This window comes from Kosakonia sp. PSU_27 (assembly GCF_039409795.1).
GTDB lineage: Bacteria > Pseudomonadota > Gammaproteobacteria > Enterobacterales > Enterobacteriaceae > Kosakonia.
This window is the reverse complement of sequence record NZ_JBCIVK010000002.1, coordinates 18,482-37,698: the sequence shown is the minus strand read 5'-3', so window position 1 is coordinate 37,698 and position 19,217 is coordinate 18,482. Positions and strand designations below refer to the sequence as shown.

The following is a 19,217-nucleotide window of genomic DNA, read 5'->3' as shown; positions in this document are numbered from 1 at the left end:
TCTCCTCGAAAACTACACCTGTTCACAGGTCGGGGCGGTGTGGAGTTGTTATGTCTTTTGATGCCCTTGGCCTGAACCCGGAAATCCTGCGCGCTGTTGCCGAGCAGGGTTATCTTCAGCCGACCCCTATTCAGCAGCAGGCTATCCCGGCGGTGCTGCAAGGCCGCGATCTGATGGCGAGCGCCCAGACCGGCACCGGTAAAACTGCCGGTTTTACGCTGCCGCTGTTGCAACGCCTGATTCAAAACGAGCCGCACGCCAAAGGCCGTCGCCCGATCCGGGCGCTGATCTTAACGCCAACCCGTGAGCTGGCGGCGCAGGTGGGTGAAAACGTTCAGGAGTACAGCAAATACCTGAATATCCGCTCGCTGGTGGTATTCGGCGGGGTGAGCATTAACCCGCAGATGATGAAGCTGCGTGGCGGCGTTGACATCCTGGTGGCGACACCGGGGCGCCTGCTGGATCTGGAACACCAGAACGCGCTGAAACTCGATAGCGTGGAAATTCTGGTGCTCGACGAAGCCGACCGCATGCTGGATATGGGCTTTATTCACGATATTCGCCGCGTGCTGGCAAAACTGCCGCCGAAGCGTCAGAACCTGCTGTTCTCCGCGACCTTCTCTGATGAGATCAAACAGCTGGCGGAAAAGCTGCTGCGTAATCCACTGGAAATCGAAGTGGCGCGCCGCAACACCGCTTCTGAGCAGGTGACGCAGCATGTGCATTTCGTCGATAAAAAACGCAAACGGGAACTGCTGTCGCAGATGATTGGCGAGGGTAACTGGCAGCAGGTGCTGGTCTTCACCCGCACGAAACACGGCGCTAACCACCTGGCGGAGCAGCTTAATAAAGACGGCATCACCAGCGCGGCGATTCACGGCAATAAGAGCCAGGGGGCGCGTACGCGTGCGCTGGCGGATTTCAAATCTGGCGACATTCGTGTGCTGGTGGCGACCGACATCGCGGCGCGTGGGCTCGACATTGAAGAGTTGCCGCATGTGGTGAACTACGAACTGCCGAACGTGCCGGAAGATTACGTGCACCGTATTGGCCGTACCGGCCGGGCAGCGGCGACCGGCGAAGCGCTGTCGCTGGTATGCGTGGACGAACATAAACTGCTGCGCGATATCGAACGCCTGCTGAAAAAAGAGATCCCGCGCATTGCGCTGGCAGGCTATGAGCCGGATCCGTCGATCAAAGCCGAGCCGATTCAGAATGGTCGCGGCCAGGGCGGCGGTCGTCAGGGCAGTGGACGCGGGCAGGGCGGCGGTGGCCGTGGTCAGTCTGCGCCGCGCCGCAGTGAAGGCGAAGGACAAAAACCGCGCTCCCCGCGCCGCGCCGAAGGTGGCGCTGCGAAGCAGGAGGGGGGACGCCGTGCTGAAGGCGGCGCAAAGCCGACCGGTGGTCGTCGTCTGGATGGCGGAGCCGCTAAACCGGCAGGTGGACGCCGTCTTGATGGCGGTGCGGCGCCGGCGGGCAACCCGTCTCGCCGTCGTCGCCCGCGTAAGCCTTCTGCCGCCGAGTAATTAGCTGTTAAAACGCGCCAGCCAGTTCTGGCGCGTCTCTCTGGCCCGCTGTGCGATGCTCGCCTGCGGGTCGGAATTAAAACCGTGATACGCCCCCGGCCAGACATTCAACTCCACCTCCACTCCCGCACGTATTAACCGCTGCGCATACGCCATATCTTCATCAAGAAACAGATCCAGCGTGCCAACGCCTATCCAGGTCGGCGGTAGCCCTGCCAGGTCATCGGCGCGCGCCGGAGCGGCATACGGCGATACGTCAACGCTCCCGGGTTCACACCCAAGCAGCGCACGCCAGCCAAACGCATTGTTTTCCCGCGTCCAGATAAATTCGCCCGTCACCGGGTTTCGTTCCGTCTCCACCACCGTACGATCATCGAGCATCGGGAACATCAGGTTCTGAAACGCCAGTTGCGGCCCTTTGCGATCGCGCGCCAGCAGCGCCAGAGCGGCGGCAACACCCGCGCCGGCGCTGTCGCCCATCAGGCCGATATTGTTGGCATCGATGCCTAATTGCGCCGCGTTTTCCGCCATCCACACCAGCGCGGCATAGCCGTCATTAAGCGAACCGGGAAAGCGGTGCTCCGGCGACAAGCGGTAATCGACAGAGACGACAACGCAGTCATGGCGCGCGGCTGTCGGGCGGGTGAGCGACAAAGATTGTTCGGGGCTGCCAAACAGATGACCGCCGCCGTGCAGATGCAAAATCCCCATCCGGTTGGTGCGACGTGTCGTTGGCGTGATCACGCGCACGCGCACGGCGGGTTCACCGCGGGCACCCACAATGTGCTGTTCGTGCATCGCCAGTGAAAGCCCATCATCAAGATGCATGGCCTGCAGCGCGGCTTGCTGGCGCTGCTCGCGTATGGCGGGAAGGGCGTCGGCGTTCAGCGTAGAAGGTGTCCAGGATTGCAGGGCGGGGCGAAGCTCGGGGTCAACCAGATGCCATGTACTCATGCGTAAACCTTTATCGTCAACAGGCCAAAATAAGAGAAGCGCCGCAGCGCTTCCCGGTTTTAACCTTACAGCACTTCGCCATTGCTGGCGATAACCTGTTGATACCAGGCAAAACTCTTCTTCTTACTGCGCGTGAGCGTACCGCGGCCGTCGTTGTCCTTGTCGACATAGATAAAGCCGTAGCGTTTTTTCATCTCACCCGTCCCGGCGCTGACAATGTCGATTGGCCCCCACCACGTGTAGCCCATAATGTCGCAGCCATCGTCAATCGCTTCCGCCATGGCCTGGATATGGCGACGGCCATAATCAATGCGGGCGTCATCGTTAATTTGCCCGCTGGCGTCCGGTTCATCCACGCCGCCATAACCGTTTTCAACAACGAACAGTGGCTTACGGTAGCGATCCGCCAGCTCGTTACAGACGATGCGAAAACCTTGCGGGTCAATCGGCCAGCCCCATTCGGTTTTCTCCAGATATGGGTTGTCCAGCCCGGCCGTGCCGCCGGTATCAATGCGGAACTGGCCGCCTGCCTGGTGCAGCACGCTGCGGTAGTAGCTAAAGCCGAGGTAGTCCGAAGGGTACTCTGCCAGCAGTTGCAGGTCGCCATCGGCTATCTCCAGCTTGACGCCCAGTTCGCGGAACAGACGCGGCGCATACGCCGGGTATTGCCCGAGCATCATCACATCTGAGAAGAACAGCGAACGGCGGCGTAACTGCATGGTCGAGAAGATGTCTTGCGGGTTGCTGGTTGCCGGGTAGACGGTGCTCAGCGACAACATGCAGCCGATTTTCGCCTCAGGGATGATCTCGTGGCACAACTTGTTGGCCAGCGCGTTAGCGACAAACTGGTGATGATTGGCCTGCCAGATCGCCTGCGCACCGGCATCGGCATCCACCGCGCCGGTGGCGAACGGCATGCGGTTCATGTTGTTCAGCTCGTTGAAAGTCATCCAGTATTTGACCTTGCCTTTGTAGCGGCGAAATACCGTTTCGCAGTAGCGGCTAAAAAAGTCAATCAGCTGGCGGTTTTTCCAGCCGCCATACTCCTGATACAGCGCCAGCGGCGTTTCGTAGTGCGAGAGGGTGATAACCGGCTCAATGCCATACTTTCGCAGCTCATCGAACAGCGAATCATAAAATGCTAAACCGGCTTCGTTGGGTGTGGTTTCATCGCCGCGCGGGAAAATGCGCGACCAGGCAATCGAGGTGCGAAAGCACGTAAAACCCATCTCGGCGAACAGCGCCACGTCCTCTTTGTAGCGGTGGTAAAAGTCCACCGCGTCGTGGCTGGCATAGTAAAGGTTGGGGTCAATCACCGCATCGTGTTTGCCGGAGGCGATACCGCCGCGTACCACATCGGCGATGGACGGCCCTTTGCCGTCTTCATTCCACGCCCCTTCCGCCTGGTTGGCGGCAATCGCGCCGCCCCATAAGAAACTTTTTGGAAAAACAGACATATCTACTCCTTAATCGGCTAAGTCTTCGCCGTTCGAGGCGATCAGTTTTTTATACCAGTGGTAGCTTTTCTTCAGCGAACGCGCCTGCGTGCCGTTGCCCATATCGTCCTGGTCGACATAGATAAAGCCGTAGCGTTTGGAGATTTGCGCCGTGCCCGCGCTGACCACATCAATGGGTCCCCACCAGGTGTAACCAAACAGATCCACGCCATCGGCGATGGCCTCTTTCATCTGCTCAACGTGCTGGCGCAGATAATCAATGCGGTAATCGTCATCGATGGAACCATCCGGGTTGACGGTGTCCACCGCGCCGAGGCCGTTTTCGGCAATGAACAGCGGCTTCTGGTAACGGTCATAGAGCTGATTGAGCGCCAGGCGCAGCCCTTTCGGATCGATTTGCCAGCCCCACTGACTGGTGGGCAGATAGGGGTTGCGGATGCCGCCGGTGACCAGGTTACCTTCTGTGCCTTCCAGCGTTTCCGGGTGTGCGCTGACGGTGCTCGACATGTAGTAACTAAAGGAGACGAAATCGACCGGGTGCTGGCGCAGGATCTCGTCATCGCCGACCACTTTTTGCAGCGTCACGCCTTTTTCGGCCAGCATGCGGTCGGTGTAGGCAGGGTAATAACCGTGCGCCTGCACATCGCTAAAGAACAGCGACACGCGCTGCATCTCTTCACACGCCTGCAAATCATCCGGATGGCAGGTGTGCGGGTAGAGCATCTGGTAGCTGATCATGCAGCCGACCTGCGAGCCGGGAATTATGTTGTGGCAGGCTTTGGTCGCAAGGGCACTGGCGACAAACTGGTGATGCGCGCCCTGGTATTTATCCTGCTCCAGATGCGGGTTGTCCTCTTCGATCACCCCCACGCTGACATACGGGTGATGTTTCACGCAGTTGATCTCGTTAAAGGTCATCCAGTACTTCACTTTCTTGCGATAGCGGGTGAATACCGTGGTGGCGAAACGCACATAGAAATCCACCAGCTGGCGGTTCGGCCAGCCGCCGTAATCGGTCACCAGCGCCAGCGGCATTTCATAGTGCGAGAGGGAAACAATCGGCTCGATACCATGCGCCAGCAGCGTGTTGAACACCTCATCGTAAAATTTCAGTCCCGCTTCGTTGGGCGTGGTTTCATCGCCGCGCGGGAAGATGCGCGTCCAGGCAATCGACATGCGGAAGCATTTAAAACCCATGCCGGCGAACAGCGCGATATCCTCTTTAAAACGGTGGTAAAAGTCGTTGCCCTTGCGCTTCGGATAATATTTTTTGCTGTGCGGATCCTGTGCTTCCCGTATTTGCGCGTGCGTCATGCCCAGCCACTGATCGAGCCAGCGCTCACGCGGCGTGTTGCTATCAAAAGTGTAAACATCCGACACGGAAAGCCCTTTGCCGCCTACATTCCACGCGCCTTCCAGTTGGTTAGCAGCGGTTGCGCCACCCCATAAAAACCCTTCCGGAAATGCTTTCGAAAATGCCATGCCTCTGCTCCTTACGCCGCGCTTGCGGTCAGTGTGAGAAATGCGTCCCGGCTGGCGACATCGCCATTGGCTTTTACCGGGCTGATATCGCCGTATTGTTCGCTGTTAGTGACCACCACAATCACGCTGGGATCGATGCCTGCGGCCTGCAATGCCGCCAGATCGAAGCTCACCAGCAAATCACCGACTTCCACGTTTTGCCCGGCAGTTATGTGGCTGGTGAAGTGTTTGCCGCCGAGTTTCACCGTATCGATGCCGATATGAATCAGGATCTCCGCCCCGGTATCGCTTTGCAGCGCCAGCGCGTGATGGGTTTCAAACAGGGATTCCACCGTGCCGTTGACCGGAGAACGCAGCTCGCCGCTGGTGGGATAGATGGCGATCCCTTTACCGAAAATTTCATCGGCAAACACCGGGTCGCTTAAGCTATTAAGCGGTTTTAACTCGCCGCTGACCGGCGCGAAGAGTCTCTCTTCGCTGCGCGCAACCGGCATCGGACTAACGCCTGCCACCACGGTTTCTTCAAAACCAAGCACCACGGTAACAACTGCCGCGCAGACAAAAGAGATAGCGATGCTGACCAGCGCCCACATAAACGTCGGGCCAACCAGCGCCGGCAGACCGGGCAAACCGCTCAGCGCGAAGGCGTAGGTTTTGACGCCCATCGCCATTGCAAAACCGCCGCCGCAGGCACCGCCAATAAGCGCTGCGGCAAACGGGCGTTTGTAGCGAATGTTGATGCCGTACATCGCCGGTTCGGTAATGCCCATCACGGCGCTGAAACTGGTACTTAACGCCAGTGATTTCAATTTCTTGTCGCGGGCGCGCAGGAACACGCCAAATGCCGCGCCCGCCTGGCCGAGGTTGGCGACATAAAAAAGAATTTTGAACGGATCGAAGCCCATGGTGCTGATGTTGTTGATCATGATAGGCACCAGCACGTAGTGCATACCGGTGATGATGATCATCGACAGCGTGCCGCCAACCACCACGCCTGCAACGATCCCGGCGTTTTCCACCAGCCAGATAATGCCGCTGGAGAGCGCGTTCCCGGCGAAAATCCCCAACGGGCCAATGGCGATCAAGGTGATGGGTGTGACGATAACCAGGCTGAGCAACGGCACGAACATGGTTTTCAGCACGCCGGGCATGATGCGATCTATTAGCTTTTCCACCCGGCTAAGCAGCCAGACGGCGAGCAGAATTGGGATCACCGTTGAGGCGTAATTCACCGTTGGCACCGGCAGGCTCATAAAATGGACTGGCGCGCCAGATTTAAACAGTGTCTGAATCGCCGGGTGGAAGAGGGCGGCAGCCAGCGCAACCGCCACATAGGGGTTCGCGCCAAATTTACTCGCCGCGCTGAAGGCCAGCGCCAGCGGCATGAAGTAGAACACGCCATCGCTGATGGCGAGCAGGATTTGGTATGTCTGATTGCTGGTTTCCAGCCAGTGCATTGCCACCATCAGTGCCAGCACACCTTTCAGAATACCGGCCCCGGCAATCGCCGGAATGATCGGTGAAAAGATGCTGGATAACCCCTCCAGCACCACCGACACCGGGTTGCGGCGTTTTCCGGATTGTGCTGCGCTGGTGGCGGAAACCCCCGGTAATTTCGCCAGCAAGGCATCGCACAGCGGTGCGACATCGTTGCCGATGATGAGTTGATATTGATCGCCGGAAATGTTTACGCCAATCACACCATCCAGCGCTTCCAGCGCGGCGCGATCGGCTTTGTCTTTATCTTTCAGTAAGAAACGCAAACGGGTGATGCAGTGAAACAGTGACAGAATATTGCCCTTGCCGCCGATCCTGTTGATTATCTGCTGCGCGGTATCCTGATAGTTCATGGTCATTCCTCCAGACTGACACCTGCGTGGCAGGTGCCATAACAATTACCGGTTACTCACCGGTGCTTTGTTCTTCTGGGGTTTGCCTGATTTAACAGTAACAAGCCTGGAAAGAATTCATACACGTCATACTTCGGGTCGCAGGCGCGACGTTGTTACCTTACGACTCTGTCCGCTGTACCACATTTTCGATATGCACGGTCAGGTAGAGTTTTTCCGAATTGCTCATCGTGTGGTGATAATTTTTGCCGACAAATTCGTTAATCGCGTCAACGCATTTCAGGGTGGTTTGATAACGACGCTGCACCATAGCGAATAACTCTTCGTCGTCATTATTTAACACCACACCATCAATCACCCGTTGGGCGAAAAATTTTAAATGGGTAATGAAACGCTGATAATTCAGACTGTGCTCGTCGAGCGGCAGGGTGAAAAAGTATTTAACGATATTCTGTAACTGATAAATAAGCCGTGTAATTTTTGTGGTTTTACCCATCGTATCGTTCAGCCCGGCATTCACAATATGCAGCGCAATACTACAGGCTTCACTGTCGGGTAATAGTGTGCCGGTACGCGCGACAATCATGCCAAGCGCCTGGCGGCCAATGGCATACTCTTCGGTATAAAAATGGCGCACTTCCCACTCTAACGGATTAGGCAAAACTTCATTTTTTTCTGTGCGTTGTAGCGCAAAGTGTAGGTGATCGGCCAGCGTAACGTACAGGCCTTCACTTAATTTATGCGCAAGCGCAGATCGTGCCAGCGCAACAATATCGGCGGTGAGTTGCACTATTTCCACCGGCACTTCGCTGACCAGATCTTTAAAACGTGCGGAGACTTGTGAGTCCTGCAAATGGAATATTTTTTCGATGGCTTGCGCATCGACGCGGGCACCGCTTTGGGTATTAAACCCTAAGCCGCGCCCGGTCAGAATAACCTCAAGGCCATGCTCATCAATGGCGCTGACAACGTTATTATTTAATATTTGTTTGACCAGCATCGCCAACTCCTGCAAACAAAAACGGGCAAAACGTAAATACAGCAGCGAGCGGATGTCGCCCTCATTCTCTGCATTTAGGTTTTGCCCGATATTCGGTAACAAGCGTAATGCAGGTAAAAACTAGCATTGCCTGAATAAATGATCAACGCGACCTCAACGGCAATGGTGATTGGATCTGCCAATTTGTGATCGGCGTTGTGAAAAATATTCTGTATCAGAATGATGACGCACAGGATATGCGGGCGCGCTTCCGGCATGGCAAAAAGGGTTACCCTACGGGCGCTAAAAATGCCACAATAGTGGCTGTTTATACAGTGTTTCAGGTTTCCTCATGGCCCTTACCGCCGCGCTAAAAGCGCAGATCGCCGCCTGGTATAAGGCGTTGCAACAACAGATCCCGGACTTTATTCCCCGCGCGCCGCAGCGGCAGATGATTGCTGACGTGGCGAAAACACTGGCGGGGGATGAAGGGCGTCATCTGGCGATTGAAGCGCCAACCGGCGTGGGGAAAACGCTCTCTTACTTAATTCCGGGCATCGCCATCGCGCGTGAAGAGCAAAAAACGCTGGTGGTCAGCACCGCGAACGTGGCGTTGCAGGATCAGATCTTCAGTAAAGATCTGCCGCTACTGCGCAAAATCATCCCGGATTTACGCTTTACCGCCGCGTTTGGCCGTGGGCGCTATGTTTGTCCGCGCAACCTGGCGGCGCTGGCAAGCAGCGAGCCGAACCAGCAGGATCTGCTGGCGTTTCTGGACGATGAACTGACGCCGGGTAACCAGGAAGAGCAGAAACGTTGCGCGGCGCTGAAAGCGGATCTCGACAGCTACAAGTGGGATGGCCTGCGCGATCACACTGACAAGGCGATTAGCGATGATTTGTGGCGACGGCTCAGCACCGATAAAGCCAGCTGCCTGAACCGTAATTGCCATTACTACCGCGAATGCCCCTTTTTTGTCGCACGCCGCGAAATCCAGGAAGCGGAAGTGGTGGTCGCCAACCACGCGCTGGTGATGGCGGCGATGGAGAGCGAAGCGGTGCTACCGGAGCCAAAAAACCTGCTGCTGGTGCTCGATGAAGGCCACCATTTGCCGGACGTAGCGCGCGACGCGCTGGAGATGACAGCGGAAATCACCGCCCCCTGGTATCAGCTTCAGCTCGATCTGTTCACCAAACTGGTGGCGACCTGCCTTGAGCAGTTTCGCCCGAAAACGCTGCCGCCGCTGGCGACACCGGAGCGGCTCAACGCCCATTGCGAGGAGCTTTACGCGCTCATCGCGTCGCTTAACAACATTCTCAACCTTTATCTTCCGGCGGGCCAGGAGGCGGAATATCGCTTTGCGATGGGGGAACTGCCCGATGAAGTGATGGAGATTTGCCAGCGGCTGGCAAAACTGACGGAGATGCTGCGCGGGCTGGCAGAGCTGTTTCTGAATGATTTAAGCGAGAAGACGGGCAGCCACGACATTGTGCGTTTGCACCGGGTTATTTTGCAGATGAACCGCGCGCTGGGTATGTTCGAAAGTCAGAGCAAACTCTGGCGGCTGGCCTCAATGGCGCAGGCGTCCGGTGCGCCGGTGACCAAATGGGTTACCCGCGAGGCGCGTGACGGGCAGTTGCATCTACTGTTCCATTGCGTGGGGATTCGCGTAAGCGATCAGTTAGAAAAGCTGCTCTGGCGCAGCGTACCGCACATTGTGGTGACCTCGGCGACGTTACGTTCGCTGAACAGTTTTAATCGTCTGCAAGAGATGAGTGGTTTAAAAGAGAAAGCCGGGGATCGCTTTGTCACGCTTGATTCGCCGTTCAACCATGTTGAGCAGGGAAAAATTGTTATTCCGCAGATGCGCTACGAGCCACTGATGGAAAACGAAGAGCAGCATATTGCGGAAATGGCGACCTGGTTTCGCGAGCAGGTTGAGAGTAAAGCGCATCCCGGGATGCTGGTGCTGTTCGCCAGCCAGCGCGCGATGCAGCTGTTTTTAACCTATGTCGCGGACTTGCGTTTATTGCTGCTGGTGCAGGGCGATCAGCCGCGCTATCGGCTGGTGGAACTGCACCGTAAACGTATCGATAATGGCGAGCGCAGTGTGCTGGTGGGCTTGCAGTCATTCGCTGAAGGGCTGGATCTCAAAGGCGATTACCTGACGCAGGTCCACATCCATAAAATCGCTTTTCCACCTATCGACAGCCCGGTGGTGATCACCGAAGGCGAGTGGCTGAAAAGCCTGAATCGCTATCCTTTTGAAGTACAGAGCCTGCCCAGCGCGTCGTTTAACCTTATTCAGCAAGTGGGGCGGCTTATTCGCAGCCACAGTTGTCGTGGCGAAGTGGTGATTTACGATAAACGGTTGCTGACTAAAAACTACGGTAAACGGCTGCTCGACGCGCTACCTGTGTTTCCTATTTCACAACCGGCAATGCCGGACGTTATAGTGAAGAAACCTGTGAAAAAAGCAGAACAGAAGCGTCGCAAACGCCGTTAACGATGTGAGCCCGCAAGGAGTCGCTATGGATTACCGCAAAATCATTAAAGAAATTGGTCGTGGGAAAAACCACGCCCGCGATCTGGATTTCGATACCGCTCGTGGTCTGTACTCGCAGATGCTGAAGGGTGAAGTGCCGGATCTGGAGATGGGCGGCATTTTGATTGCCCTGCGTATTAAAGGGGAAGGGGAAGCGGAAATGCTCGGCTTTTACGAGGCGATGCAGCAGCACACCCTGAAACTGACGCCGCCGGTCGCAAAGCCGATGCCGATTGTGATCCCCAGCTATAACGGCGCGCGCAAGCAGGCGAACCTGACGCCGCTGCTGGCAATTTTGCTCAACAAACTCGGTTTTCCGGTGGTGGTCCATGGCATTACTGAAGATCCGACGCGCGTGGTGACGGAGTGCATTTTCAAACTGCTGGGGATCGATGCCACGCTGCATGCCGGCCAGGCGCAGGCGAAGCTGGAGGGGCATCACCCGGTCTATATTCCAGTGAGCGCACTCTGCCCGCCGCTGGAAAAACAGCTGGCGATGCGCTGGCGGATGGGCGTGCGTAACAGCGCGCACACGCTGGCGAAGCTGGCTACGCCGTTTGAAAAAGACGCTGCGCTGCGTTTATCCAGCGTTTCGCACCCGGAATACATCACGCGGGTGGGGAAATTCTTTGCTGATATTGGTGGTCGCGGTCTGTTGATGCATGGCACGGAAGGGGAAGTTTATGCCAACCCGCAACGGTGTCCGCAAATCAACCTGATTGATGCGCAGGGCGAACGCGTGCTTTATGCCCGTGATGATGCGGTAGCGCCGGTAAGTGACGGTGCTGCGAAAGATGCGGAAAGCACTGCGCGCTGGACGGAGCGCTGCCTTGCGGGAAGTGAAGCAGTGCCGGAGTCGCTCAAAATTCAGCTTGCCTGCTGCCTGGTGGCGACGGGTGAAGTGGCGACGCTGGAAGAGGGGCTGGCGCGGGTTGCGCAAAACTTCTGATAAAAAAAGCCCGTCACATTTCTGGACGGGCAAAACAGGGTAACAACAGGGTTAATGAGGGTGGAGCACCCAGGCAGAGGGTTAATGTGCCGGGGGTAAAACACGGTTTTCGGTTATTTGTAGATAACCGCGGTGCCGCTCAGTTTGTTATTGCCTGTCGCGGACGTGATGCTGTAGCCCGTGGCGCCAGCGGCTTGTGCTTTCTCGGCCAGTTTGGCTTCCAGACCGTCCAGCGTGGTCGCGCCTTCAGCGGAAACAACACCGATTTTATTCAGATTCTCTGCCTGAGCAGTGGTGACTGATTGTGCCGCGAAAGCACCGAAAGAGAGGGTAGACAGCGCGATAGCAGCAACAGCATATTTAATGGTTTTCATAGTTAATCTCTCGCAGGTTATTCTGTTTGGGGGACAATGTTCCGTCGATGTGATGAGTATCACGGTTTTTGGCGGGAGATAAAACCGAAGAGAATTGACGGCCTTATTCTAAAAAATTGAATAAAGGTTAATTTATTGAATTTAAATCGATTTAAGGATGCAAATAACGCATTTTTCCGCCGCCCGGACTGGCATCCATTTTGGCGGCACATTTTGCTACGTTCAGGGCGGGATTTTATGGATGTAAAGGCAACCGCTTGCGCTGGTTACACACGTCAGGAAAGGTCAACGTAGCTGGCTATCTTTCGAACCTCTGCGATTATATCCTGAAAATGTAGAGTTATGTAAATCTTTCTCCTGCTGACAGGTGATGCACAAGCGTACCCCGGGAATCGCTTTACGCCGTGCTTCCGGAATTGGCTCACCGCACTCTTCGCAAACCTTTAAACTTTCGCCGGATGGTAAACCGCTGCGCGCACGCGCGACGGCATCATCAATGGTGCTGTCGATTTGCTGCTGAACTGCGCCATCATTTGCCCAACCTGAAGCCATAATGTGTTCTCCCGGGCTAAAACCATAATTATAGCAAACTGCCCGGGGGCGCTGATGTCGGGCCGGGCGAACGGTAAAATCGTTGCCCGGCGAAGAGGCTAGCGGTTATCCGGGCGCGTCAAATCGAAACGCTGCGCTTCGCTAATGCCGTAGTAGGCTGAAGGGCCACCCGCACGCAGCACCGGCTCTGCTTTTGCCGTCTGGTAGATGCCGTTTTCTAGCAATGTCTCATCAATATGCACGGCAACCACTTCACCGAGCACCAGCCAGCTATCAACCGGCGTCCCGTCTGCGGTGGTCAGTTGAATACACTGCGAGAGGCGGCATTCGAAGTTGACCGGGCTTTCCGCCACGCGTGGCGTTTTGATGACCCGGCTGGCTGCGGGCGTCAGACCCGCACGGGCAAACTCATCTTCGCCGTGTGGTAACGAAGCGGACGTTTCATTCATGGGTACGGCCAGTGCGCGTGTTGTCAGATTCCACACGAATTCTTTGGTTTCCGTAATATTACGTACGCTGTCTTTCCAGCCGCTGCTGGCGAAGCCGATAATCGGCGGGCGATAATTAAAGCAGTTAAAAAAACTATATGGGGCGAGGTTCCGTCGGCCTTGCCCATCCAGCGAGGCGATCCAGCCGATGGGGCGCGGGCCAATAATGGCATTCAGGGGATCATGGGGTAGACCATGACCTTTTGCAGGTTCATAAAAATACATAGCGCTTTCCGGTCGTTAAAAAACAGATTCTTCAGCCTCACTTATTTACCCGACCATCGTCAACGGGTATCTTACGCCGCTGCTAACAGGAGAATGCCATGAATGCCCAGAAGCCGGGTCTGCACCCGCGTAACCGCCACCACAGCCGCTACGATCTCGACGCGCTGTGCGCCGTGAACCCGTCACTGCGCGCGTTTCTTACCACGAACCCGAACGGTGAGACGACCATCAATTTTGCCGATCCGCAGGCAGTTAAAGCCCTGAACAAAGCGCTGCTGGCAAAATTCTATGGCGTGCGCGAATGGGATATTCCGGACGGTTTCCTCTGCCCGCCAGTGCCGGGGCGTGCGGATTACGTTCACCATCTGGCGGATGTGCTGGCGGAAAGCAACGACGGCAAGGTGCCGACGCAGGCCAGCGTGCTGGATATTGGCACTGGTGCCAACTGCATCTATCCGCTGATTGGCGCGCATGAATACGGCTGGCGTTTTACCGGCAGCGAAGTTAACGATCAGGCCTTTGCCAGCGCACAGGCGATCATCAACGCCAACCCTGGGTTGAGCCGTGCGGTACGGTTGCGTCGACAGAAAGATCCGGCGTCTGTTCTCACTGGTATTATTCATAAAAATGAGCAGTACGATGCGGTTCTCTGCAACCCACCGTTTCATGATTCCGCGCAAAGCGCGCAGGCTGGCAGTGAGCGCAAGCGTCGCAATCTGGGCCAGTCGGTTAACGATGCGGCCAACTTTGGTGGCCAGCAGCAGGAGTTGTGGTGCGAAGGCGGCGAAGTGGCTTTTATCAGCAAGATGATTGCTGAAAGCCAACAGTTTGCGCGCCAGGTGTTGTGGTTTACCTCGCTGGTGTCTCGCGGCGATAACCTGCCCGAGCTGTATCGTGCCTTGACCCAGGCTGGCGCAGTGAAAGTGATGAAAAAAGAGATGGCGCAGGGCCAGAAGCAGAGCCGTTTTATCGCCTGGACGTTTCTCGATGAGGCCCAGCGTAAACGCTGGGCGCAGACGCGTTTCAAAGTGTAGGTTCTGCCGGCGGTGGCGGGCTGGCGGGTGACGCTGGCTGTGCTGCGCTTTCCGGCGCCGGTAACATCTGATATGTCTGCACCGGCGGGCGCACGCCCGCACGGTCGAAATGCTTTTTCACCATCGTGTCGAGGGCAAAACGCACTGTCCACTGTTTCAGCGGCAGGGTCGTGCAGGTGACGCGAAGCGTGAATGCCGTGTTGGTCAGTCCGACCAGCCCGGCAAAAGACGGTTCGCCGATAATCAAGCCGCGGATCTCCTCCTGCTCCATCAGTTCTGCCACGGCATCTTTTAACGCCTGATTCGCTTTATCGGTATCCTCCTGGCGATTCACATCGTAATTCGCCACCACCGAGCCAATGCCGCGCACAAAATTGGCGAAAGTGGTGATCGATGACCACGGAATAATGTGGTACGCACCAGTATCCTGACGTACGCCAACGGAGCGAATCGACATTCGCTCTACGGTGCCGGTCAGCGGGCCGATAGTGACCAAATCCCCGGTGTTCATGCCGTTTTCAAACTGGATAAAAATGCCGGTGATAATATCTTTCACCAGCGTTTGCGAGCCAAACGAGATAGCCAACCCGAGCGCCCCGGCCCCGGCCAGCAATGGCGCGATATTCACGCCAATTTCCGACAGCACAATCATCACCGTTATGGTACTTATCACCACTGCCAGCGCATTGCGAAACAGCGTCAGCAGTGTGCGGGTGCGCGCGCTTGGCAGCGGGCGACCGTGAATATCCGACGCCAGCCGGTTTTCAATAATACTGGCAAGCAGGGTCCAGCCCACGGCGGAGAAGAAGAGGATCAAGGCAATACGGATGAGGATATCGACGGTTTTCTCGCCCGCACCGTAATTCAGCCAGTGCCAGACATCAAACAGCCCCCAGGCGTTCAGCAACAGCATGATGGTTGCGCAAACCACCAGAATCCGTGCGACTTTTAACGACGCGGAGAGCCAGCCATTGAGCCGTTTTTGCAGTTCGGGATAGTTGCGCTGTACCGGTGGCGACAGGGTGATGGTCTTATTCAACCAGCGCGACAATACGCCAGAAAGAAACGCAGCAATGCTCAGAATCGCCAGGCTATTGACCGTGGCACCCATCATAAATTTCAGGCTGTTACCGGGATCGAACAGCGAAAAGAAGAACAACACAATAAAGTAAGCGCTGGCGAGCCAGTGCCAGATCAACGCAAACGCGCGGATAAACAAGCTAAAAAAGGCCAGCGAGTGATCCGCCAGCACAATTAAATTGTGCTGAATTTGCCGCTTATTATGAAAAATAAGGTACAGCGCCCATACGGTAATGCAGAGCATGATCACCACATTCGCCAGCGCGCCAAACTGCACGTTTACCTGATTGGAAATAATCGGCACTGCAACCAGCAAACCATAGCCAATCAGGCTGCTAAGCGCACTCAGACGCATATGCCAGTAGCGGGCGGTTTCATCGGTAATGCGAAATGGGCGCAGATCGGCAATACGCGGGCAGAAAATCAGCCGCAAAATCGCTTTAAAAAACTCAATCAGCGCAAAGGCGTTCAGGAACAGGCTTTGTTGAAAGGCAATGGTGCTGTTGCCAGCGTTAAGGTTCGCGCTAAGCAACTGACCGACAAATATTGTTAACGCCAGCAGCATCAGGTCGATAATAAACGCGCCGATAATCATTGAGGGCAGTTGCAACCAGTTACTGCAGTCGCGGTTTTTACGCCGTCCCCAGGCGCCCATTTTGCGATACAGCGGCGATACCGCTACTCGAACAAGAAACCAGAAAGCAAAAACCAGCGCGGCCAGTAGCAGGAAATGACTGGCGGCGTTGCTGAAGGTCTGCGGGTTAAAGGCTTTGTGGGGCGAACCGGTGATATTGCGATACAGCTGAGCAAAACGGGATGCCAGTGCATTGCCATAATGCTCACTCACCTCGGTTACGTTTTCCAGCACCGTTTTTTGCTCTTTCACCTCGGGCGGGGTGAGTTCCGGCACGGGTTCTTGTGCTGGTGCGGTGGCAACTTTGCGTAGCTGATCGATCAGTTCCTTGCGCGACTCATCGTTTTCCAGCACGTCCGCAAGTGCGGCATAAGCGGCCTTTTTCTGCTCGACATTAGGCTCACTCGTTTGCGTGGAAGGCGCAGGCGTGGTTGTCGCAGCGGTAATGCCGGGTATCGTCGCAGCCTGTAACGGCGCGCACCACCACCCAATCAATAGCAGGATCCACGGCATGTGCTCCTCCGGTGAGAAAGTCCAGCAAAATGATAAGTATAGATGCCGTACCGCGGCCGCGATGAATTGAGAAGAATCTGGGGGAGTGCCCCTCCGCAAGGAGGGGCGGGGGTAAATCAGGAGACGTGTTGCAGGAATTCCTGCAGGCGCTGGCTCGGCGGGTTTTCGATCAACTGCTGAGGGTTGCCATCTTCGGCAATGCGGCCTTTATCGATGAAAATCAGGCGTGAGGCCACTTTTTCGGCGAAGCCGATTTCGTGGGTCACGATCACCATAGTCATGCCTTCTTCGGCCAGATCCTGCATCACTTTCAGCACTTCGTGACGCAGTTCCGGGTCGAGTGCAGAGGTTGGCTCATCAAACAGCATCATTTTCGGTTTGACTGCCAGCGCGCGGGCAATCGCCACACGCTGCTGCTGACCACCGGAAAGCTCAGACGGATAGTGGTGACCTCGCTCGGCGAGACCGACTTTCGCCAGCAGATCTTTCGCCAGTTTTTCTGCGTCTTCTTTCTTTGCGCCGCGTACACGAATCGGGCCAAACATGACGTTTTCCAGCGCGGTCAGGTGCGGGAACAGATAAAACTGCTGGAACACCATGCCCGCTTCCTGGCGGATCAGGCGCTCGTCCACTTTTGGATCGTTAACTTTCAGACCATCGACAATCAGATCGCCGCTGGTGATCTCTTCCAGTTTGTTAATGCAGCGCAGCAGCGTCGATTTCCCGGAGCCCGACGGCCCGATAATCACCACCACTTCACCCTGAGTAATATTCAGATCGATATTGTGCAGCACCTGGGTTTGACCGAAGTGCTTGGAAACGTTTTTAAATTCAATCACAGGATTTTCATCCTTTTTTCAAGACGGCGGAGCACGATGTTCAGCGCCTGGGTAATGATCAGATAAATCACCCCAACGGCGGTCCAGATTTCCAGCGCGCGGAAGTTACCGGCAATGATTTCCTGGCCCTGACGGGTTAATTCGGCTGCGCCGATAACAATAAACAGCGACGTATCTTTGATGCTGATGATCAACTGGTTACCCAGCGGCGGCAGCATGCGACGCAGCGCCAGCGGCATGATCACATGGCGGATAGTTTCAACGCGGGAAAGCCCCAGCGCCTGGCCCGCTTCGCTGAACCCTTTATGGATGGACAGCACGGAGCCGCGGGTGATTTCGGCGATATAAGCCCCGGAGTTGATCATGATGGTGATCACCGCGGCGCTGAAGGTGTCGATACGAATATCGGGAAAGGCCATTGGCAAGGCGAAGTAAATGTACATCACCTGAACGACGATTGGCGTACCGCGAATAACTTCGATGAATACCAGTGCGATGTGGTTAGAAATCCAGCCGCCATAGGTACGGGCTAAACCGGCCAGCAGGCCGATAACGATACCGCCAGCCAGACCAAGGATCGAGATCCATAAGGTCATTTTGGCCCCGTCAAGCAAAAGCGGAATGGCGGGCCAGATGGCGCTCCAGTCAAACTGCATGATGTGTTCCTGTATACCGTGGTTTTAACAAAAAGCATCGGAGGCGAAAGCCGCCTCCGAGGTGTAACACTTTATTTTTTAATAATTATTTAGGTTCGGTGCCGAACCATTTTTTGTAGATTTCGTTGTAGGTGCCGTTGTCGTGCAACGTTTTCAGCGCACCGTTCACTTTCTCGCGCAGTTCATCACTGCCTTTCGGGAAAGCAATACCGTACTGCTGCGCTTCCAGAGAGTCGCCGACAGCTTTGAACTGACCGTTGCCAGCAGTTTTGATGAAGTACAGGATGTTCGGCGTGTCGTGCAGTACAGCGTCAGCGCGGCCAGTGCCCAGTTCCATATACGCGTTATCGATGTTCGGGAACTGACGCAGGTCTTTGGTCTTGATGTTCGCTTTCGCGTAGTCAACGGAACCGGTGCCGCTCTTCACTGCCAGCACTTTACCATCGAGGTCTTTCACGCTTTTCACGTCGTTGTTGTTGGCTTTCACCATCACCAGCAGGCCGCTTTTGTAGTAGCCGTCAGAGAAATCGATGGCTTTTTTACGTTCTTCCGTAATGGTGATACCCGCCAGCGCCAGATCGATGTTTTTGGTTTGCAGCGCAGGAATGATGCCGCTGAAGTCCATCGGTTTCAGTTCGTAATCCAGTTTCAGTTCTTTGGCGATCGCTGCCCACAGATCCACGTCGAAACCAACATATTGGTTACCTTGTTTGAATTCGAAAGGAACGAACGCAGTGTCGGTGGCGACAACCAGTTTTTTATCAGCAGCCTGAGAAGAGACGGCAAAAGCGAGAGCGAGTGCAGCCAGGGAAAATTTCAATACAGACTTCATAGTTTTTCCTTTTGTATCCGGGGAACGAACCCCTGCGAGAATGAACGCAGTATGAAAAAATCATGCCAGGTTTACAACCTATTGTTTTGTAAAGGCGAACCTTTACCCGGTTGCACAATAAGTGTAGCAAGAATAGCCGTGTGCACCATTTTGAGTCACTGTTTTGGTGCATTCTGGCGGCGTGGCCTGTTTTGCTTTTTTTTAGCGCAGATCGTGGGGTGAAAACAATCAGTTATTAACAATTTTGT

At 55.6% G+C, this 19,217-nt stretch carries 16 protein-coding genes; 4 read left to right on the top strand and 12 right to left on the bottom strand.

Annotation, left to right across the window (positions count from 1 at the left end; genetic code table 11):
• Nucleotides 1-50: 50 nt before the first annotated feature.
• Nucleotides 51-1,526 (top strand): ATP-dependent RNA helicase RhlE, encoded by a 1,476-nt coding sequence (gene rhlE, locus AAIG26_RS03915; protein ID WP_249882479.1) that lies wholly within the window; start codon nucleotides 51-53, stop codon nucleotides 1,524-1,526.
• On the opposite strand, the gene AAIG26_RS03910 is transcribed toward rhlE, so the two are convergent.
• The 5 genes from AAIG26_RS03910 to AAIG26_RS03890 form a co-directional block, all read right to left on the bottom strand.
• Entirely contained in the window at nucleotides 1,527-2,480 is a 954-nt protein-coding gene (locus AAIG26_RS03910; RefSeq protein WP_343180018.1) for an alpha/beta hydrolase, read from the bottom strand.
• Nucleotides 2,481-2,545: 65 nt separating this feature from the next.
• Nucleotides 2,546-3,937 (bottom strand): family 1 glycosylhydrolase, encoded by a 1,392-nt coding sequence (locus tag AAIG26_RS03905; protein ID WP_343180017.1) that lies wholly within the window; start codon nucleotides 3,935-3,937, stop codon nucleotides 2,546-2,548.
• A gap of 9 nt (nucleotides 3,938-3,946) precedes the next feature.
• The gene (ascB, locus tag AAIG26_RS03900; protein ID WP_020457117.1) at nucleotides 3,947-5,419 is read right to left on the bottom strand and encodes a 6-phospho-beta-glucosidase; all 1,473 of its coding nucleotides are present in this window, start codon (nucleotides 5,417-5,419) and stop codon (nucleotides 3,947-3,949) included.
• Nucleotides 5,420-5,430: 11 nt separating this feature from the next.
• Entirely contained in the window at nucleotides 5,431-7,269 is a 1,839-nt protein-coding gene (locus AAIG26_RS03895; protein ID WP_343180016.1) for a beta-glucoside-specific PTS transporter subunit IIABC, read from the bottom strand.
• Nucleotides 7,270-7,429: 160 nt separating this feature from the next.
• Complete coding sequence (locus AAIG26_RS03890; protein WP_020457119.1) at nucleotides 7,430-8,269, bottom strand: PRD domain-containing protein; 840 nt, start codon at nucleotides 8,267-8,269, stop codon at nucleotides 7,430-7,432.
• Between the two features lie 331 nt (nucleotides 8,270-8,600).
• Here AAIG26_RS03890 and dinG point away from each other — a divergent pair, with 331 nt between their 5' ends.
• Nucleotides 8,601-10,754: an ATP-dependent DNA helicase DinG gene (gene dinG / locus AAIG26_RS03885; protein WP_097406865.1), complete on the top strand. Its 2,154-nt coding sequence runs from the start codon at nucleotides 8,601-8,603 to the stop codon at nucleotides 10,752-10,754.
• A gap of 25 nt (nucleotides 10,755-10,779) precedes the next feature.
• Nucleotides 10,780-11,742: a DNA-binding protein YbiB gene (ybiB, locus tag AAIG26_RS03880; protein WP_343180014.1), complete on the top strand. Its 963-nt coding sequence runs from the start codon at nucleotides 10,780-10,782 to the stop codon at nucleotides 11,740-11,742.
• A gap of 113 nt (nucleotides 11,743-11,855) precedes the next feature.
• Here the strand turns inward: ybiB and ybiJ are convergent, their stop codons facing one another.
• From ybiJ to AAIG26_RS03865, 3 genes are all read right to left on the bottom strand, one after another.
• Complete coding sequence (gene ybiJ, locus AAIG26_RS03875; RefSeq protein ID WP_045506432.1) at nucleotides 11,856-12,116, bottom strand: DUF1471 family protein YbiJ; 261 nt, start codon at nucleotides 12,114-12,116, stop codon at nucleotides 11,856-11,858.
• A 285-nt stretch (nucleotides 12,117-12,401) separates the two neighbouring features.
• Nucleotides 12,402-12,668 (bottom strand): DksA/TraR family C4-type zinc finger protein, encoded by a 267-nt coding sequence (locus AAIG26_RS03870; protein WP_020457124.1) that lies wholly within the window; start codon nucleotides 12,666-12,668, stop codon nucleotides 12,402-12,404.
• 98 nt (nucleotides 12,669-12,766) lie between these two features.
• Nucleotides 12,767-13,381 carry a flavin reductase family protein gene (locus AAIG26_RS03865; RefSeq protein WP_020457125.1) on the bottom strand — a complete coding sequence of 205 codons (615 nt, stop codon included), beginning with the start codon at nucleotides 13,379-13,381 and terminating at the stop codon, nucleotides 12,767-12,769.
• A gap of 98 nt (nucleotides 13,382-13,479) precedes the next feature.
• On the opposite strand from AAIG26_RS03865, the gene rlmF reads away from it, so the two are divergent.
• Nucleotides 13,480-14,415: a 23S rRNA (adenine(1618)-N(6))-methyltransferase RlmF gene (rlmF, locus tag AAIG26_RS03860; RefSeq protein ID WP_020457126.1), complete on the top strand. Its 936-nt coding sequence runs from the start codon at nucleotides 13,480-13,482 to the stop codon at nucleotides 14,413-14,415.
• Here the strand turns inward: rlmF and ybiO are convergent.
• The 4 genes from ybiO to glnH form a co-directional block, all read right to left on the bottom strand.
• On the bottom strand, nucleotides 14,405-16,642 hold the full coding sequence (ybiO, locus tag AAIG26_RS03855; protein ID WP_343180012.1) for a mechanosensitive channel protein: 2,238 nt from the start codon (nucleotides 16,640-16,642) through the stop codon (nucleotides 14,405-14,407). The genes rlmF and ybiO overlap by 11 nt on opposite strands.
• A gap of 116 nt (nucleotides 16,643-16,758) precedes the next feature.
• On the bottom strand, nucleotides 16,759-17,481 hold the full coding sequence (gene glnQ / locus AAIG26_RS03850) for a glutamine ABC transporter ATP-binding protein GlnQ (protein WP_017456021.1): 723 nt from the start codon (nucleotides 17,479-17,481) through the stop codon (nucleotides 16,759-16,761).
• Nucleotides 17,478-18,137, bottom strand: a complete 660-nt coding sequence (gene glnP / locus AAIG26_RS03845; protein WP_017456022.1) for a glutamine ABC transporter permease GlnP — start codon at nucleotides 18,135-18,137, stop codon at nucleotides 17,478-17,480. Before glnP ends, glnQ begins: the two co-directional genes overlap by 4 nt.
• A gap of 85 nt (nucleotides 18,138-18,222) precedes the next feature.
• Nucleotides 18,223-18,969, bottom strand: coding sequence for a glutamine ABC transporter substrate-binding protein GlnH (gene glnH, locus AAIG26_RS03840; protein ID WP_020457128.1), 747 nt, complete (start codon nucleotides 18,967-18,969; stop codon nucleotides 18,223-18,225).
• Between the last annotated feature and the right edge of the window lie 248 nt (nucleotides 18,970-19,217).

Bases quoted from the DNA above. Each gene is read 5' to 3' on its own strand.
- glnH (WP_020457128.1), bottom strand. From the start codon at position 18,969: ATGAAGTCTGTATTGAAATTTTCCCTGGCTGCACTCGCTCTCGCTTTT.
- AAIG26_RS03865 (WP_020457125.1), bottom strand. From the start codon at position 13,381: ATGTATTTTTATGAACCTGCAAAAGGTCATGGTCTACCCCATGATCCC.
- ascB (WP_020457117.1), bottom strand. From the start codon at position 5,419: ATGGCATTTTCGAAAGCATTTCCGGAAGGGTTTTTATGGGGTGGCGCA.
- dinG (WP_097406865.1), top strand. From the start codon at position 8,601: ATGGCCCTTACCGCCGCGCTAAAAGCGCAGATCGCCGCCTGGTATAAG.
- AAIG26_RS03890 (WP_020457119.1), bottom strand. From the start codon at position 8,269: ATGCTGGTCAAACAAATATTAAATAATAACGTTGTCAGCGCCATTGAT.
- ybiJ (WP_045506432.1), bottom strand. From the start codon at position 12,116: ATGAAAACCATTAAATATGCTGTTGCTGCTATCGCGCTGTCTACCCTC.
- AAIG26_RS03905 (WP_343180017.1), bottom strand. From the start codon at position 3,937: ATGTCTGTTTTTCCAAAAAGTTTCTTATGGGGCGGCGCGATTGCCGCC.
- glnP (WP_017456022.1), bottom strand. From the start codon at position 18,137: ATGCAGTTTGACTGGAGCGCCATCTGGCCCGCCATTCCGCTTTTGCTT.
- ybiO (WP_343180012.1), bottom strand. From the start codon at position 16,642: ATGCCGTGGATCCTGCTATTGATTGGGTGGTGGTGCGCGCCGTTACAG.
- AAIG26_RS03870 (WP_020457124.1), bottom strand. From the start codon at position 12,668: ATGGCTTCAGGTTGGGCAAATGATGGCGCAGTTCAGCAGCAAATCGAC.
- AAIG26_RS03895 (WP_343180016.1), bottom strand. From the start codon at position 7,269: ATGAACTATCAGGATACCGCGCAGCAGATAATCAACAGGATCGGCGGC.
- ybiB (WP_343180014.1), top strand. From the start codon at position 10,780: ATGGATTACCGCAAAATCATTAAAGAAATTGGTCGTGGGAAAAACCAC.
- AAIG26_RS03910 (WP_343180018.1), bottom strand. From the start codon at position 2,480: ATGAGTACATGGCATCTGGTTGACCCCGAGCTTCGCCCCGCCCTGCAA.
- rlmF (WP_020457126.1), top strand. From the start codon at position 13,480: ATGAATGCCCAGAAGCCGGGTCTGCACCCGCGTAACCGCCACCACAGC.
- rhlE (WP_249882479.1), top strand. From the start codon at position 51: ATGTCTTTTGATGCCCTTGGCCTGAACCCGGAAATCCTGCGCGCTGTT.